Consider the following 15,726-nt stretch of genomic DNA (forward strand, 5'->3'; position numbering starts at 1 on the left):
ATTCTCGCATATTACCCCCTGCGAGAGATGACCATCATGAGTTTGTCACTGCCAGACGCGATCACTACTTACTTCAGCATCAGCAACGGTGCGGATGCCACCCACATTGCGGATTGCTTCACTCAAGATGCCTGTGTGTTCGACGAAGGCGAGACGCACCGCGGGCGACCCGCTATTCAAGCCTGGATGCGCGCCACCCGCGACAAGATTGAGTATCGCGTCGAGCCGGTCAGTGTTTCCCAACAAGGCAACACGATGGTGGTTACCGCCACCGTGACCGGCAACTTCCCCGGCAGCCCGGTTCAACTTGACCACGCTTTCCAGCTTGCCGAGTCGCAAATCCAGTCATTGGAGATCCACTAATGAACCTGAACTTGAACGGGCGACGCGTATTGATCACCGGGGGCAGCCAAGGGGTTGGCGCGGCCGCGGTGGCACTCTTTCGCGAGGAAGGCGCGCAAGTGCTAACAACCGCCCGTACTCGCCCCGCCGACCTGCCCGATGAGCTGTTTGTAACCGCTGACCTGACGACGGCCGAAGGCTGTGCCACGGTAGCCGATGCGGTCAACGAACGCTTGGGTGGCGTCGATATTATCGTTCACGTACTGGGTGGTTCATCCGCCCCCGGCGGCGGGTTCGCTGCCCTTGGGGAGGAGGAGTGGCAGCAAGAGCTCGACATCAACCTGTTTCCCGCCGTGCGGCTGGATCGCGCCCTGCTGCCCGGCATGCTGGCCCAAGGCGATGGGGTGATTATCCACGTGACCTCCATTCAGCGTGAACTCCCCCTGCCCGAATCAACCACGGCTTATGCGGCTGCCAAGGCGGCGCTATCCACTTATAGTAAGAGCTTGTCAAAAGAGGTGTCACCCAAAGGGGTGCGCGTGGTACGGGTGTCGCCGGGCTGGATCGAGACGGAAGCCGCCGTTGCGCTAGCCGAGCGGATTGCCCAAGAGGCAGGCACCGATTACGCAGGCGGCAAGAAGATCATCATGAATTCGCTGGGTGGCATCCCGATTGGCCGCCCTTCGAAGCCTGCAGAAGTGGCCAACTTGATTGGGTTTCTGGCATCACCGCTGGCGGCCACTATTACGGGAACGGAGTATGTAATCGATGGGGGTACCGTGCCTGTTGTTTGAGGGGGAGGGTGAAATGGCATACATTTGAGGGAGCCTCAGTTCTCCCTTGCAAGACTGGCCCCCCCCCCTTTCTGCTGCCTTGTTAATCAAGTGTCAAACACCCTTGGCCATGAATGACTCAAGCTTCAACTCTGGATACTTTTTCGACACATTCGCAACGTCATTGCGGGTTTCTGCGATGATCCACTCTCTCACCTGCTTGGCTGCCTCGCTTAGCGGCTTTTTGCGTGAGTGAACCAGGTGGCATAGCCGCTCGGTGGCAATCGCGGTTGGCGTGGCGGGCACCAGCGAGCCTGTCTCCAGCCAGTGGGATGCGATGTTCAGCCAGCCGATGGCGATGCCCTGGCCCAGCAGGGCCGCCTGGATCACGACGGCATAGTCCGAAAATACCAGCGAGTGAGTGTTGCCGTACGATTCCAGGTGAAAATTGGGCAAAAGCTCAAACCAGTCTATGCGGCTGTCACTGAGGCTGATCAGGGTGGTGGAGACCTCGTTGGTGGGCGATTCGAGTTGCTGCTTGCGATAGGCCGGGCTGCAGACCGGCAGCAGTATCTCCGGCAGTATCAATGAGGCGTCATGCAGGATGTCCTCACCCGTGACGAAGCGAATCCCCAGGTCAACGTCCTCGACCGAGCCGCTGACCGCCCCCGAGATCAACTGAAAGCGCAGATCGATATGGGGTAACTGCGCCTGCAGCCTGTGCATGCGCGGCATGAGCCAGTGGGTCGTGAAAGCAGTGGATACCGATAGCGTGACGGTTTCCAGCCCGGTGCTACGTGCCCGTATTTCCTGAATCGCCGCTTCAATATTGTGAAAGCCATCGATTACCCCTTGGTAAAGTATCTCACCACTCTCCGTCAGCACGGTTTTGCCGGGCATCCGCAAGAACAGCTTAACCTCTAGGTACTCCTCCAGAAGCGCAAGCATGCGGCTGACCGCTGGCTGGGTAACCCCCAGTTCAGCGGCGGCCTTGGTGAAGTTACCGCAGCGTGCCGCTGACTCGAATACGAAGAGGGCGTTGGCACTGGGTAGTTGTCGGCGCAATGTAGGCATAACTTCAGGTTATGCCACCACCAAGAATTTCGCAATTGTCCGCGAACACCTTATCTGCTGTACTCAATGACAACCGATAGGCATCACAACAATGAAAGGTGATAACTCCTATGGATGAGCGAGATAGTGTGGGTGTTTCCATACGTTCAATCTGCAAGCGATATGGCAACACGGAAGCCCTGAAGGACATAACTTTAAATATTGAGCCGGGTGAATTTGTATCGTTGCTGGGCCCTTCGGGCTCCGGGAAAACGACTTTGCTTGGCGCCTTGGGTGGTTTCGTCATGCCTTCTTCAGGGTCGGTATGGGTTGGTGATCAAGACATGACCTACATGCCGCCTCACAAGCGCAATATCGGCATCGTCTTTCAGAGTTACGCGCTCTTTCCTCATATGAGCGTTGGCGAAAATGTGGCCTTTCCGCTGCGTGCTCGCCGCCTACCTAAATCAACATGGCCAGAGCGGGTGAAACAAGCCCTGGCCATGGTCGAGTTGGATGGCTATCAGGACCGTGGGGTGTCTCAACTGTCGGGTGGCCAACGACAACGGGTCGCTCTGGCCAGGGCAATCGTGTTCGAGCCTCGACTGATCCTGATGGACGAACCGCTTTCGGCGCTGGATAAGCAGCTGCGCGAGACGATGCAGATTGAATTGCGCCGCTTGCATCGCAAGCTTGGGGCCACTGTGGTGTATGTGACCCACGATCAGCGTGAGGCGCTGACCATGAGCGACAGGGTCGCGATCCTCAAGGATGGTGAGCTGGTACAGATCGGCGCACCCGAAACGCTGAACAACAACCCCAAAGACTCCTTCGTGGCCAGCTTCATCGGTGATTCCACCCTACTCCCAGTGACCCGCATCGATGAACACTCTGTTCGGCTAGGTGCTCATACGCTGCGTTCGGCCAAGCCTATTGCTCCCCATGACGATCTACTGCTGGCGATTCAAACCGAAAAACTGCTGATCGATGACGGCCGACATGAGCCGGGCATCAATCGGCTGTCATGCCGGGTCATGGAAGCCGTGTATCAGGGCGATAGCCTGAGACTGTTCCTCGAACTGGAAGACGGTACGTCTATCAGCATGCGTCAGCCCAGTCATCATACGGCACTGCAAAAGATTCCACCGCTCGGCGAGCTCCTGAGCGTGGTACTGCATCCAGAGGACACCATTATCGTGCCTCGTGCGGGATGCGCCACTCCGGCGGCACACGTCGCCTGACATAACCTCAAAGCACCTTAGAAAGGAGTCATTCACGATCATGGAACTTTCCAATTTTAAAGTTCTTACCTTCGATGTCGTGGGCACGCTGATCGATTTCGAAACCGGGGTACTGGACGCTATCCGTCGAATTGGTGGAAATGCTGCTCAAGACCTGAGCGACAACACCATCTTCGAGGCCTACAAACGTGGGCGGGATCGCTATCCTGGCCGTTCGAGCAGTGCCATGGCGGATGTCTATCGCTCACTAGCGGAGGAGTTGAAGCTTCCTGCGGACTCGGTTTCAGCCGACGCCTTCCAACTGGCCGTCTTTCGTTGGCCCGCCTTCGCGGACTCGGTGGCGGCACTAAAGCGCCTACGCAAGCACTACCGTCTGGTGGCGATGACCAATGCCGACCGCACCGCGTTCTCCTGCTATTCGCATATCCTCGACAACCCGTTCGACGATAGCGTGACCTGCGACGAGACCGGCGTGGCCAAGCCCAACCCTCAGTTCTTCGCTTACAACCGTGGTCGTCAGGCAGCTCATGGCTATAAGTTCTCGGAAATATTGCATGTCGCCCAGAGCCAATACCATGACATCGGCATTGCCAAGGAGCTGGGGTACACCACTTGCTGGATAGAGCGTCGTCAGGGCCAGCAGGGGTTCGGCGGCACACCGGAACCCGAACAGGTGACAACGCCGGACTTTCATTTCCCCACGCTCAAGGCGTTGGCCGACGCTGTGGAGAAGGTGTGACATGAGTGGGCCCCAGCCGACCCCCCAGATTGCTTCGCTTTGGCGTGACACGGCTCTTTCAACGCCTGGCATTGGGAGCCTTTCCCGTGACCAGGCGGTCGATGTTGCCATCATCGGGGGCGGGTATACGGGGTTAACAGCGGCCCACCGGCTGGCAGAAAGGGGGGTCCAGGCCATCGTGGTGGATGCCAACCCTATCGGCTGGGGAGCAAGCGGTCGCAATGGCGGCGTGGTATCCGCCAAGTTCCGGCTATCGTTCCCTAGTATCGCCCAGGCCCATGGTATGCCGGTCGCCACTGCTATGCACCGGCTCTGCCATGAGGCGGTGGATGAGGTGGAATCTCTGATTCACGGGTATGAACTGGAGAGTGCACGCTTTACACGCTGCGGCAACCTGCGCTGCGCCCATACGGCCAGGGCGCTGGAAGCGATTACCCAGGAAGCCAAATGGATGCGGCGGGAATTGGGCGATGATTCACTGCGCTGCCTTTCCGCTGGCGAGGTGGCAGAAGAGACTGGCTCCCACGCGTTTAAGGGGGGCGTGTTGGGGCTTGGCGTCGGCACCTTGCACCCCCTTGACTATGTGCGGGGCTTGGCAGAGGGGCTTAATCGACGCCATGGCGAGATCGTTTTCGAGCGAACCCCCGCCACCCATATTCGCCGCCTGGAGGATGGTGTATGTATCACGACGCCGGGCGGTGAGATCAAAGCGCGTCAGGTCATCCTGGCGACCAATGCCTATTCGGATATCACGCCGGTCAGTACTGCCATCAAATCGCGTCTGGTGCCGTTCAGAAGCTCGATTATTGCGACTGAGCCGCTTCCAGAGGCGCTGCATAGCCGCCTGATGATCAAGGAGAGAAGCTACGGTGAAACCCGCAGGATGATGCGCTGGTTTCGCAAGGTCGATGGCCGGGTCGTATTTGGCGGCCGGGGGGCATTCGGTAAACATGACTCCCAGGCGGCATTCGACTCTCTGCGCAAAGCCATGGTGTCGCTCTTTCCAGCGCTTGCCGATATCGGCATCGCTTACCGTTGGTCGGGGCATGTGGGCATGACGCTGGATGCCCTGCCCCATGTCGGCAGATTTGACGACAGAGTTTGCTACGCCGCCGGTTACAACGGCGCTGGAGTGGCTATGTCGACTTTACTCGGGCGTTTTGCGGCGGACTATGCCATGGGCGAAAGCCCTGACGTGGCGCTGCTTGCGGCGGAACGGCTCCAGGCCGTCCCGTTTTACCCTTTACGTGAAGTCGGTATTCGACTGGTAGCAGGTTACTACCAGTTCCTTGATGCAATCGGGCGCTGATGGGGCGTCGGAAGCATTTACTCAGTTGGAGATCGCATGATGAAAGATACTAACTGCTTGAAATATTTGTTTGGTTCGTCGGTAATGGTCATCGGCGCGCTTGGCGCCGGGCAAACGCTGGCAGATGGCGAAATTACTTTCGTTTCCCAGGGTGGCGCGTACCAGGATGCGCAGACGGTTGCCATCCTCGACCCGGTGGCCGAGGCATTGGGCATCACCATTCGCCAGGAAAGCGCTCCCGACGCCTGGCCGATGATCAGAACCCAGGGCACCACCGGCCAGGCGGTATGGGATGTGGTCGATACACCGCCCTTTAACTGCATTAAAGGGGGAGAACAAGACCTAATAGAGCCGTTGGATTTTAGCCGCATCCCCAACGCTGAGGGCATGCCCGAGGAGTACAAGACGCCCTACTCCGTTGCCTACGAGTTCTACTCCAGCGTACTGGCCTACAACCCCGAGGCCTTTGACGGCAACCCACCTCAAAGTTGGGCGGATTTCTGGAATGTCGAAGACTTCCCTGGCAATCGGTCTCTGCGTAATTATCCAGTCGGTACGCTTGAGGCGGCACTGCTTGCCGACGGTGTTGCCCCCGATGACATTTATCCAATAGATGTCGATAGAGCCTACGAAAAGCTTGAGGAAATCAAGCCCTACATCACCACCTGGTGGACATCGGGCGGGCAGTCGGCGCAGCTGCTTAATGATGAAGAAGTTGACATGTTAATGATGTGGAATGGCCGAGTTAGCTCAATAATGAATGAAGGGGCAAATGCTGACTTCACCTACAACCAAGGCTTCCTCCAGAGTACTCATCTCTGCATCATAAAAGATGCTCCTAACTTAGATACGGCAGTCGAGTTTGTTAACGCGGCTATCGCCCCGGAGTATCAGGCCAACCTGCCACTGCATATCGACTATGGCCCCGGCAACCCGGCCGCTTTCGATAGGGGCACGATCTCGGAAGAGCGAGCAGGCGAGTTGCCTAGCTCTCCTGAAAATGCCGCGAAGCAAGTGTTAATTTCATATGAATGGTGGACATCAGACGACGGTGTCGAGGCTGAGCGTCGCTGGCTGGAGTTCATGCAGCGATAAGTACGTCGTTGCCGTGGCCCGCTTATGGGGCACGGCAACGCTTGTCGATTTCCCGATAGGAGACATCCTTTGAAAGCGACCGCCATCAACAGTAATTTCCCTCTCGTTAGCCACCGGGATGCATCACTTGGCTATCGGCGGCGCGAGCATGCGCTCATGCTGCTCTTGATGTCGCCCGCCGTGCTAGTGGTTTTCGTACTGCTCCTCATTCCACTTGGCTGGTTAATCGGTCAATCATTCTATGCCGATGGCTTCACGCTTGAGCACTATCAGCGAATCTTCACGGAAGGGATCTACTGGAATACGTTCTGGGTCACGTTTCGCATCAGCTTTATCGTGACGCTGCTGGCGCTGCTGATGGGCTACCCCATTGCCTATGCTGCGTCGATATTACCGCGGCGCTGGTCGGTACTGGTGCTGGCGCTGGTGATTCTGCCTTTCTGGACCAGCGTTCTGGTGAGGGCCTATGCCTGGCTGATTCTGCTACAACGCTCGGGCGTGGTGAACGAATCTCTGATGGGCGTCGGCCTTATCGATGCACCGCTGGCGCTGGTGCATAACGAGCTCGGCACCATCATTGCCACGGTACATATCCTATTGCCGTTCATGGTGTTGCCGCTCTACGCCACCATGCAGAAAATCCCCCACGACCTGATACAGGCTGGCGCGAGTCTTGGCGGCACTCCCCTGCACGTGTTCATGCGGGTGTTCTTCCCACTCTCTCTCAGTGGGGTGTTAGCGGGCATGACACTCGTGTTCGTGCTGTGCCTCGGTTTCTATATCACCCCCGAGCTGGTGGGTGGAGGACGCACGGTCATGGCCTCGATGCTGGTCAGCCGCAACATCCAGCTCTATAGCGACTGGGGGGCCGCCAGTGCAGTCAGTGTCGTACTGCTCCTCTGTGTGCTGGCCATTTTCTATGTGGTGAGCCGTCTCGTCCCTCTCGAGAAGATACTGGGTGCAAAATGAACAAACTATCCTTGAGCCGAATCACCTTTATGGGCTATGTGGCACTGGTGCTAGCTTTCCTGATCCTGCCACTGCTGATTGTCGTGCCAATGTCGTTCTCGGACAGTCGATTTCTCTCCTTTCCGCCCAGCAATTATTCGTTTCGCTGGTATGACTCCTTATTCAACAATCCGGGGTGGATGTCTGCCGCGAAGACGAGTCTGATTGTGGCCTTCTCTACGGCCTTGATCGCTACACCGATTGGCGTAGCAGCGGCCTATGCCATCAATAACTCGTCCCACTGGCTTATGCGCTATTTAAAGATCGTGCTTCTGCTGCCACTGATTGTGCCGATCATCATCGTCGCCACTGGTGTGTTCTTCATCTACGCCTTGTCGGGGGTGCTTTATACCATTCCTGGTTTGGTCATGGCGGATGTGATGTTGGCGCTGCCCTATGTAATCACCGCCGTCACGGCGGGGCTGCACGGTTTCGACCAGACCCAGGAGATGGTGGCCAGAAGCCTTGGCATGAATCGCTTCCGCGCGTTCATGAGCGTCACACTGCCCCAGATCATGCCCAGCGTGGTGACCGGTGCGATCTTTGCGTTCATTCAGGCGCTGGACGAAACCATGGTGGCGCTCTTCATCTCTGGGGGGCAGAACCAGCCGCTGACCGTGCGCATGTTCACTGCGCTGCGCGACGAGATCGACCCGACCATCGCTGCCATCAGCACCTTGCTGACAGCCGCTTCCTTCGCGCTGGTGTTGCTGCTAGTGCTGGCACGCAGGCAGTCACCGACGTGAATATTGACTTTCTTCCCCTGAAGGAGCGCCACCTCGACCAAGCCGCCAAGCTCTCCGACGCCGCGGGGTGGCCCCATCGGCATTGCGATTGGCAGCGGCTGCTGGCTCTGGGCAGTGGGGTAGCTGGTGTGCACAACGGCTCACTGGTTGCCACCGGGATGCACTGGTCGTTCGATGCGAGGCTGGCAACATTGGGGCTGGTCATCGTATCACCGAACTACACACGCCAGGGGTTGGGTCGAAAGGTAATGGAGACATTACTGGAGGCCATCACCGCCACGCGTATCGAGCTGTATGCGACCCAAGCCGGAGCCGACCTGTACCGCTCACTGGGTTTCACTGAGACCGCCTGGGTGCATCAGTGCCAAGGTAGGCTTACCGACTCGGCGGCGGGACAAGCGCTCTTCCCACTGGCCCATCCCGGGGTGAGGGGCTTCCGTGCAACCGACTACGAGGCATTGATCACCCTGGATGAACAGGCCAACGACAGCCCACGCAGGGCGCTGCTTTCCAGCCTATTGGAACAGGGAGAGGCGTTGGTGCTGGAACAGGCGGATGGTCAGTTGAGTGGTGCCGCGATTTGTCGCGATTTTGGCCATGGGTATGTCATCGGCCCGGTCATCGCGCATGAGCATGACGCCGCCAAGTGCCTGATCGAGGCTTGGCTGACCCGTCTGCCAGGCAGCTTCGTGAGGCTCGACACCCTGGATGCCGACCTGGCCGCCTGGCTTGACGGGATCGGCATTAGCGAGGTCGATCGCATTCCTCAAATGGTCGCGGGAAGCGATCTTCCAAGGAGCGGCCCTACCAAACGTTATGCCCTGGCCAGCCAAGCCTTGGGATGATGGGAGAACCAGCATGAGTTTCGTTTATAACGCGGACCCCGAACGGGGTCAGGAGTGGGAGCGCCTGTTCGCTCTGCACGCGCCGGACATGGCGTTTCACCACTGGCCAGACTATGGAGATCCCCTTGATGTTCGCTATCTGGGTACCTGGGCCCCCATCGAGGAACTGGAACGCTTCAGCAATCTGGAGGTGATCTTTTCGCTCGGCGCGGGTGTCGACCAGTTCGACCTGGATGCCCTGCCCCACCATGTGCCGCTCGTGCGCATGCAGGAGCCCGGCATCGTTGCCACCATGCAGGCGTATGTGGCGATGGCGGTGCTTGGGCTGCATCGGGATTTATTGAGCTACATCGCCCAGCAACGTGAGCGCGTGTGGAAAACATGGCGGGTGCGTCCGGCCGCGCAACGCTGCGTGGGGATATTGGGCCTCGGCCAGCTGGGTGCAGCGGTGGCGCAGCATCTGGTGGGGTTGGGCTTCAGCTGTCGTGGCTGGAGCCGCACTGCTCGCGAACTCCCTGGCGTGGAGTGTTATGCGGGGGAGGCAGCGCTGGAGGACTTCCTCGCTGGCAGCGATATCCTCGTCTGCCTGTTGCCGCTGACCGACCACACCCGAGGCATTCTTGATGCCAGGCTTTTCGCTCAATTGCCGCGCGGCGCGTCACTGGTCAATGTGGGGCGCGGTGCTCATCTGGTGGATCGCGACCTGTTCTCCGCTCTGGACAGCGGCCAGTTGTCCGCCGCCGTGCTGGATGTATTTGCGCCGGAACCACCACCCGCAGATCACCCCCTGTGGCACCACCCCCGCGTTCTTTTGACGCCCCATGTGGCCAGCATGACCCAACCGGAAAGTGCCGTGATGATGCTGCTGGACAATATTGCCCGGCATCAGGCAGGCCACGAAATGATGGGCGTCGTCGACCGCAAGCGCGGCTATTGAATGCTTGCTGATCCACCAGCCCGGCTTCTCCAGCAGTTCGTCTATTGCATAAGCCCAGCTATTTCATAACAGCAAAGACAGGAATCGACATGAACCAAGCAACATCCCTTCTACGCCAGCAGTGTTATATCAACGGGGCCTGGGTCTCGGCTATCGACGGCCGTACCGTGCCGGTGCATAACCCGTCGAACGGTGAACTCATCGGCCACGTGCCGAGCCTCTCCGCAGAGGAAGTTCGCACAGCCATTCAGGCTGCCGAGGAAGCAGGCGCTGGCTGGGCAGCGATGACTGCCAAGGCCCGCGCCGTCATTCTGCGCCGCTGGTTTGATCTGTGCATGGAGCAGCAAGAGCCCCTGGCACAGTTGCTGACCCTCGAACAGGGCAAGCCACTGGCCGAAGCACGGGGCGAGATCGCTTATGGCTCGGCCTTCATTGAGTGGTTCGCCGAAGAGGCCAAGCGAGTCTACGGCGACATCATTCCCAGCACAGGCGAAGGTCGACGAATACTGGTGCTCAAGCAGCCGATTGGTGTGGTCGCCGCCATCACGCCCTGGAACTTCCCTAACGCCATGATCACCCGCAAGGCAGGTGCCGCGTTGGCAGCGGGTTGCAGCATCGTGATCAAGCCAGCCAGCGCGACGCCCTTTTCCGCCCTGGCACTGGCTGAGCTGGCCGAGCAGGCGGGCGTCCCCAAGGGGGTACTGAATATCGTCACCGGGCAGGCATCGGTAGTCGGTAACGAACTGACCGACAACCCAGCGGTACGTAAGCTGACCTTCACCGGTTCCACCGAAGTCGGCAAACAATTGATGCAGCGCTGCTCGAACACTGTCAAGAAGGTCTCCATGGAACTGGGAGGGAATGCGCCCTTCATCATCTTTGACGACGCCAACCTGGACGCGGCGGTAGACGGTGTCATGGCATCAAAATTCCGCAATACCGGCCAGACGTGCGTTTGTGCCAACCGGATATTGGTGCAGGACGGTGTCTACGATGCGTTTGCCGACAAACTCAAGGCTGCGGTGGAAGCACTTTCGGTGGGTGACGGTTTTGAGGAGGGGGTAACGCTCGGGCCGCTAATCGACGAGCGTGCCGTCGCCAAGGTGCAGGAGCATATCGACGATGCCCTGAAGGGAGGCGCCAGCTTGTTGACAGGTGGCGTTGCTCACGCCCGCGGCGGCAACTTCCTATACCCGACAATTCTCACTGACGTGTCTCGAGATGCCCTGCTGATGCGTGAGGAGACCTTTGGCCCAGTAGCCCCCTTGATCCGTTTCGATAGCGAGAAAGATGCCATCGCCCTTGCCAACGATACCCCCTTCGGCCTGGCCAGTTACTTCTACACGGAGAATCTCTCCCGCTCCTGGCGGGTGGCAGAAGCCCTGGACTTCGGCATCGTCGGCCTCAATGAGGGCATCATCTCCAGCGAGGTAGCCCCCTTCGGCGGCGTCAAGGAGTCGGGCATCGGCCGCGAAGGCTCCAAGTACGGTATTGATGACTATGTGGAAATCAAATACCTGTGCGTCGGTATCAACTAAATTCCCAAAACGAGAGGGAACTATGCGTAATGCCCTGAACTTCTATATCGATGGCCAATGGGTTCCCCCCCATGGGGATGCCCGGTTAGCGGTGGTTGACCCCGCTACGGAGAAACATCTGACTGACATATCGATGGGGACGGCAGAAGATGTTGATCGAGCCGTAGCAGCAGCCTACAAGGCATTTCCTGCCTACTCTGCGACCTCTCGCGAGGAGCGCTCGGCGTTGCTTCTTCGCATACTCGAAGTCTATAAGCGAAGAAGTGAAGAACTGGCAAAACTGATTTCCCGTGAAGTGGGGTCACCGCTCAAGCTGTCGCGTGAGTGGCAGGTAGGATTGGGGCAGCGCCATCTGGAGGAGATGATTCGTGTGCTGGCCTCCTACTCTTTTCATGAGCGGCGTGGCAAAAGCCTTGTGATTCGCGAGCCTATCGGTGTTGCTGCCCTGATCAGCCCTTGGAACTGGCCGCTGAATCAGATCATGTGCAAGGTTGCCCCCGCGCTGGCAGCTGGTTGCACCATCGTCCTTAAACCAAGCGAAGTTGCCCCTCTGAATACCATCGTCTTGACCGAAATACTTGCCGAGGCGGGTGTTCCGGATGGCGTTTTCAATCTGATAAATGGTGATGGGCCTGAGGTGGGACGGGCATTGTGTCGCCACGCTGACGTGTCAATGGTGTCGATCACGGGATCGACTCGTGCCGGTATCGATGTCGCTCAAACGGCCGCCCCCACGGTGAAGCGGGTACACCAGGAACTCGGCGGGAAGTCGGCCAATATCATTCTTTCCGATGCCGACCTGACATCGGCAGTGACCCGTGGTGTCGATGCTTGCTTCGACAATAGCGGTCAATCCTGCAATGCCCCGACACGCATGCTGGTGCCACAGTCACGCTACGAAGAAGCGCTTGAAATAGCCAGACGAGCGGCCGAAGCGCATCGAGTAGGGGCTCCCGAGGCGCCGGATACGACGCTTGGCCCTTTGATCAACAAACTCCAGTATCAGCGTGTACAGGAGATGATCAACGTCGGCCTGGAGGAAGGTGCACAATTGGTCACGGGCGGCCTAGGTCGACCGGAGGGCTTGCTTGGCGGCTACTACGTCAAACCCACCATCTTCGGGGAAGTGACACCAGAGATGCGAATTGCCCGCGAAGAGATCTTCGGCCCGGTACTGGTCGTGCTGCCTTATCAAGATGAGGCACATGCCATCACATTAGCCAATGATAGCGAATTCGGCTTAGCTGCCTACATTCAGTCTGGAAATATCGAGCGTGCCCGACAAGTTGCCTTACAACTGCAGGTCGGAAATGTCTACATCAATGATCCTGACTGGGATGCGAGCGCCCCCTTTGGTGGATACAAGCGTTCAGGCAATGGCCGCGAATATGCCGAATGGGGACTCGATGCTTACCTGGAAATCAAAGGGATTTCGGGCTACGAACCATAGGGATGGGCAATCATGACGCGTTACCTCATTCTTGGTGGAGGATCAGCGGGCTGCGTACTCGCGGCACGCTTATCTGAAGTGCCGGAAAACGATGTCTGCTTGGTGGAGGCAGGAAACGACCTACATCCGGCGAGGATGCCTGCTGCTATTCGCAGTGCCTATCCGGGACGCGCCTATCTCGATATCCAGAATATCTGGCGTCATCTTCAGGCAGTAATGCATGCGTCAAGCCAGGGACATCGGCGCTACGAGCAAGCCCGCCTTCTAGGGGGTGGTTCAGCGATCAATGCCATGATGGCCAATCGTGGAGCGCCGCAAGACTATGATGAATGGCATGAGATGGGGGCCGACGGGTGGGACTGGCGAAGTTGTTTACCCTATTTTCGCAAGTTGGAGAATGATCAAGACCATGTAGGTAAGCTGCATGGGCAGGATGGGCCGCTGCGCATTGCCAGGCCCGCTTTGGAAACGCTTTCACCATTCGTCAGATCCATGATCAACACGTTGGAGCATCAGGGATATCCGCTGAAGCTCGATCAGAATGGGGCTTGGAAGGATGGAGCCTATATTGGCGCGGTCGCGATGAGTGAAGGGGGAGAGCGTATTCCCACATCGGTTTGCTATCTCAGCGAAGCCGTACGTGCCCGCCCCAATCTGCACATACGTACACGGCTGACGGTCGATAAGGTACTGTTCGAGGGCAAGCGCGCGGTCGGTGCTCGACTGGTTGACAATGGTAGTCATGCTGAACATGTTCATGCGGACAGGGTCGTTGTCAGTGCCGGGGCGATCCACTCTCCAGCACTTCTCATGCGTAGTGGAATCGGGCCATCAGAGGCGCTCGCCTCACATGGCATCCCTGTCGTCCACCACTTGCCAGGTGTTGGTGGAAACTTGATGGAACACCCTTCCATCGCCGTATCGACCTTTCTCCCCAAACAGGCTCGAACCCTGTTTCCAGAAGGCCACCATGAGCAGGCGGTCGTACGCTTCTCTTCCAATCTACATGGGTGTACGTCGGGAGATATGCATGGTGCCATTCTGTCTCGTTCGGCATGGCACAGCATCGGCTATCGCCTAGGAACCTTGTTCTTCTGGGTCAACAAATCCTACTCGCGAGGGAGAGTGACACTAAACTCTTCTGACCCGGCCTTGGCTCCCAACGTTGAATTTAACATGCTTTCAGACCCGAGGGATCTGGCGCGACTCAAGCAGGCACTTACCTTTGGAGCGTGCTTGATGAAAGACGCCAACATGAAGGCATGTAGTGATGTTATTTTCGCTGCCAGCTACTCACCTCGAGTAGCAAGTGTTGCCCGGCCTGGCATCTGGAACGCCCTGCAACGTGGAACACTGTGTGGTCTGCTGGAAATGTCCGGACCTCTGCGTAAACGATTAGTACACTCACTGGTTACCCAGGGCGTTACGCTTGAGGCGTTACTCAATGATGATGCTGCCATGACCCATTTTGTCACGAGCAATGTAGGAGGCACCTGGCACCCTTCAGGTACTTGCCGCATGGGCAAGGCCAGCGATCCTGACGCGGTGACCGGCGCTGATGGTGCGGTACACGGTGTCGAGGGGCTCTTTGTATGCGACGCTTCACTGATGCCGTCGATCCCCCGTGCCAATACCAATGTGCCTACGATAATGATTGCCGAGCGTATCGCCGACGCGCTGAAGAACAAAAAAACAACCTGATGACATCATGGCTCACCAACCACTGCCCTCCCCCAGCCGATTAGCAATTATGTACAAGCATTCGGGTACGGGGTTGGCATAAGCTAGGTGGTGTGACTAATCAGGAGGGGCGGCATGAGTAACGCAAGCCGGTTTCAATTTATCAAAAGCCAGCATGTGCCAACGCTAACGGTGCTTCACGCGGCCATTGAGGATTTCAGCTACGACCGCCATGCCCATGAGGAGTATGCTTTCGGTGTCACCCTGGCGGGCCGTCAGGATTTCTTCAGCGGCGGGCGGTTTCACCGTAGCTCTCCAGGCAACGTTATTCTATTTAATCCCGAGCAAGTTCACGATGGCGAACCAGGCGGCGAGCACGCGCTGGATTACCTGATGGTGTATGTGCACCCTGAACAGGTCAACGCGCAGTTTGCGGAAGTCCTGGGTCACGAAAAAATGGCTAGCTTTCGTTCGGATAGCACGCTGATTCAGGATGCCCAATTGCGCAGCGCCATTTTAGAACTGGCGCGCTTGGTCACGTCTCACGCCGGTAGCTGTATCGATCAGGAGAATGCGCTTTATCAGGTTATCGAGCGAACCGTGCAACTCGGCGGGGTTTCTCAGCCCAACCAGGTGCTCACCCGCCCCGATGCCCTGCTGGGCCTGGCGAAAGCGTATATTCACGCCCACCTGGATAGGGATATCTCCCTTGATGACATTAGCCAAGCGGCGCATATCTCCAAATACCACTTCTTGCGACTGTTTCGTCAGCAGTACGGCATCACGCCGCACCAGTATGTGATCAATTGCCGAATCAATGCGGCCCGCGCTGCCCTGGATGTTGGCACCTCGTTAACCGAGGTCGCTTTGCGCTATGGCTTTGCGGACCTTAGCCATTTCAACCGTCGCTTTAAGCGCATTTATGGCATGACACCCCACCAGTATCAGCGTGATATCGCGCGCTAACACT

General features: G+C 57.8%; 15 protein-coding genes. 14 read left to right on the top strand and 1 reads right to left on the bottom strand.

What is annotated here, in order from left to right:
- Positions 1-36: 36 nt before the first annotated feature.
- Together HZS80_RS11380 and HZS80_RS11385 are read left to right on the top strand one after the other, a co-directional pair.
- Positions 37-363 carry a nuclear transport factor 2 family protein gene (locus HZS80_RS11380; RefSeq protein ID WP_022522620.1) on the top strand — a complete coding sequence of 109 codons (327 nt, stop codon included), beginning with the start codon at positions 37-39 and terminating at the stop codon, positions 361-363.
- Positions 363-1,136, top strand: a complete 774-nt coding sequence (locus tag HZS80_RS11385; protein WP_179916133.1) for an SDR family oxidoreductase — start codon at positions 363-365, stop codon at positions 1,134-1,136. Before HZS80_RS11380 ends, HZS80_RS11385 begins: the two co-directional genes overlap by 1 nt.
- A gap of 93 nt (positions 1,137-1,229) precedes the next feature.
- Here HZS80_RS11385 and HZS80_RS11390 read toward each other — a convergent pair whose 3' ends face one another.
- On the bottom strand, positions 1,230-2,189 hold the full coding sequence (locus HZS80_RS11390; protein WP_179916134.1) for a LysR substrate-binding domain-containing protein: 960 nt from the start codon (positions 2,187-2,189) through the stop codon (positions 1,230-1,232).
- A 110-nt stretch (positions 2,190-2,299) separates the two neighbouring features.
- On the opposite strand from HZS80_RS11390, the gene HZS80_RS11395 reads away from it, so the two are divergent.
- The 12 genes from HZS80_RS11395 to HZS80_RS11450 all read left to right on the top strand — a co-directional run bounded on the left by HZS80_RS11395 (position 2,300) and on the right by HZS80_RS11450 (position 15,722).
- Positions 2,300-3,409 (top strand): ABC transporter ATP-binding protein, encoded by a 1,110-nt coding sequence (locus HZS80_RS11395; protein ID WP_035560299.1) that lies wholly within the window; start codon positions 2,300-2,302, stop codon positions 3,407-3,409.
- 40 nt (positions 3,410-3,449) lie between these two features.
- Complete coding sequence (locus HZS80_RS11400) at positions 3,450-4,148, top strand: HAD-IA family hydrolase (protein WP_035560296.1); 699 nt, start codon at positions 3,450-3,452, stop codon at positions 4,146-4,148.
- 1 nt (position 4,149) lies between these two features.
- Complete coding sequence (locus tag HZS80_RS11405) at positions 4,150-5,457, top strand: NAD(P)/FAD-dependent oxidoreductase (RefSeq protein WP_179916135.1); 1,308 nt, start codon at positions 4,150-4,152, stop codon at positions 5,455-5,457.
- Positions 5,458-5,493: 36 nt separating this feature from the next.
- On the top strand, positions 5,494-6,552 hold the full coding sequence (locus HZS80_RS11410) for an ABC transporter substrate-binding protein (RefSeq protein ID WP_235272524.1): 1,059 nt from the start codon (positions 5,494-5,496) through the stop codon (positions 6,550-6,552).
- A gap of 69 nt (positions 6,553-6,621) precedes the next feature.
- A complete protein-coding gene (locus tag HZS80_RS11415; RefSeq protein WP_045812096.1) occupies positions 6,622-7,521 on the top strand; it encodes an ABC transporter permease in 900 nt (299 codons plus the stop codon).
- Positions 7,518-8,306, top strand: coding sequence for an ABC transporter permease (locus HZS80_RS11420; RefSeq protein WP_179916136.1), 789 nt, complete (start codon positions 7,518-7,520; stop codon positions 8,304-8,306). The genes HZS80_RS11415 and HZS80_RS11420 overlap by 4 nt, the downstream gene beginning before the upstream one ends.
- The gene (locus HZS80_RS11425; RefSeq protein ID WP_052703742.1) at positions 8,303-9,151 is read left to right on the top strand and encodes a GNAT family N-acetyltransferase; all 849 of its coding nucleotides are present in this window, start codon (positions 8,303-8,305) and stop codon (positions 9,149-9,151) included. The genes HZS80_RS11420 and HZS80_RS11425 overlap by 4 nt, the downstream gene beginning before the upstream one ends.
- 13 nt (positions 9,152-9,164) lie before the next feature.
- Positions 9,165-10,088 carry a 2-hydroxyacid dehydrogenase gene (locus HZS80_RS11430; protein WP_179916137.1) on the top strand — a complete coding sequence of 308 codons (924 nt, stop codon included), beginning with the start codon at positions 9,165-9,167 and terminating at the stop codon, positions 10,086-10,088.
- 89 nt (positions 10,089-10,177) lie between these two features.
- Positions 10,178-11,626, top strand: a complete 1,449-nt coding sequence (locus tag HZS80_RS11435; protein ID WP_179916138.1) for an NAD-dependent succinate-semialdehyde dehydrogenase — start codon at positions 10,178-10,180, stop codon at positions 11,624-11,626.
- 22 nt (positions 11,627-11,648) lie between these two features.
- Positions 11,649-13,076 (top strand): aldehyde dehydrogenase family protein, encoded by a 1,428-nt coding sequence (locus HZS80_RS11440; RefSeq protein ID WP_179916139.1) that lies wholly within the window; start codon positions 11,649-11,651, stop codon positions 13,074-13,076.
- A 12-nt stretch (positions 13,077-13,088) separates the two neighbouring features.
- A complete protein-coding gene (locus HZS80_RS11445) occupies positions 13,089-14,777 on the top strand; it encodes a GMC family oxidoreductase (protein ID WP_179916140.1) in 1,689 nt (562 codons plus the stop codon).
- A 114-nt stretch (positions 14,778-14,891) separates the two neighbouring features.
- Positions 14,892-15,722 carry a helix-turn-helix transcriptional regulator gene (locus tag HZS80_RS11450; protein WP_179916141.1) on the top strand — a complete coding sequence of 277 codons (831 nt, stop codon included), beginning with the start codon at positions 14,892-14,894 and terminating at the stop codon, positions 15,720-15,722.
- Positions 15,723-15,726 lie beyond the last annotated feature (4 nt).

Origin of the sequence: Vreelandella glaciei, from assembly GCF_013415125.1 — a bacterium.
GTDB classification, from domain to species: Bacteria; Pseudomonadota; Gammaproteobacteria; order Pseudomonadales; family Halomonadaceae; genus Vreelandella; species Vreelandella glaciei.

Excerpts from the sequence above, each read along its gene's own strand:
- HZS80_RS11405 (WP_179916135.1), top strand. The coding sequence starts at position 4,150 with ATGAGTGGGCCCCAGCCGACCCCCCAGATTGCTTCGCTTTGGCGTGAC.
- HZS80_RS11390 (WP_179916134.1), bottom strand. The coding sequence starts at position 2,189 with ATGCCTACATTGCGCCGACAACTACCCAGTGCCAACGCCCTCTTCGTA.
- HZS80_RS11400 (WP_035560296.1), top strand. The coding sequence starts at position 3,450 with ATGGAACTTTCCAATTTTAAAGTTCTTACCTTCGATGTCGTGGGCACG.
- HZS80_RS11450 (WP_179916141.1), top strand. The coding sequence starts at position 14,892 with ATGAGTAACGCAAGCCGGTTTCAATTTATCAAAAGCCAGCATGTGCCA.
- HZS80_RS11430 (WP_179916137.1), top strand. The coding sequence starts at position 9,165 with ATGAGTTTCGTTTATAACGCGGACCCCGAACGGGGTCAGGAGTGGGAG.
- HZS80_RS11395 (WP_035560299.1), top strand. The coding sequence starts at position 2,300 with ATGGATGAGCGAGATAGTGTGGGTGTTTCCATACGTTCAATCTGCAAG.
- HZS80_RS11440 (WP_179916139.1), top strand. The coding sequence starts at position 11,649 with ATGCGTAATGCCCTGAACTTCTATATCGATGGCCAATGGGTTCCCCCC.
- HZS80_RS11410 (WP_235272524.1), top strand. The coding sequence starts at position 5,494 with ATGATGAAAGATACTAACTGCTTGAAATATTTGTTTGGTTCGTCGGTA.
- HZS80_RS11435 (WP_179916138.1), top strand. The coding sequence starts at position 10,178 with ATGAACCAAGCAACATCCCTTCTACGCCAGCAGTGTTATATCAACGGG.
- HZS80_RS11445 (WP_179916140.1), top strand. The coding sequence starts at position 13,089 with ATGACGCGTTACCTCATTCTTGGTGGAGGATCAGCGGGCTGCGTACTC.
- HZS80_RS11420 (WP_179916136.1), top strand. The coding sequence starts at position 7,518 with ATGAACAAACTATCCTTGAGCCGAATCACCTTTATGGGCTATGTGGCA.
- HZS80_RS11380 (WP_022522620.1), top strand. The coding sequence starts at position 37 with ATGAGTTTGTCACTGCCAGACGCGATCACTACTTACTTCAGCATCAGC.
- HZS80_RS11385 (WP_179916133.1), top strand. The coding sequence starts at position 363 with ATGAACCTGAACTTGAACGGGCGACGCGTATTGATCACCGGGGGCAGC.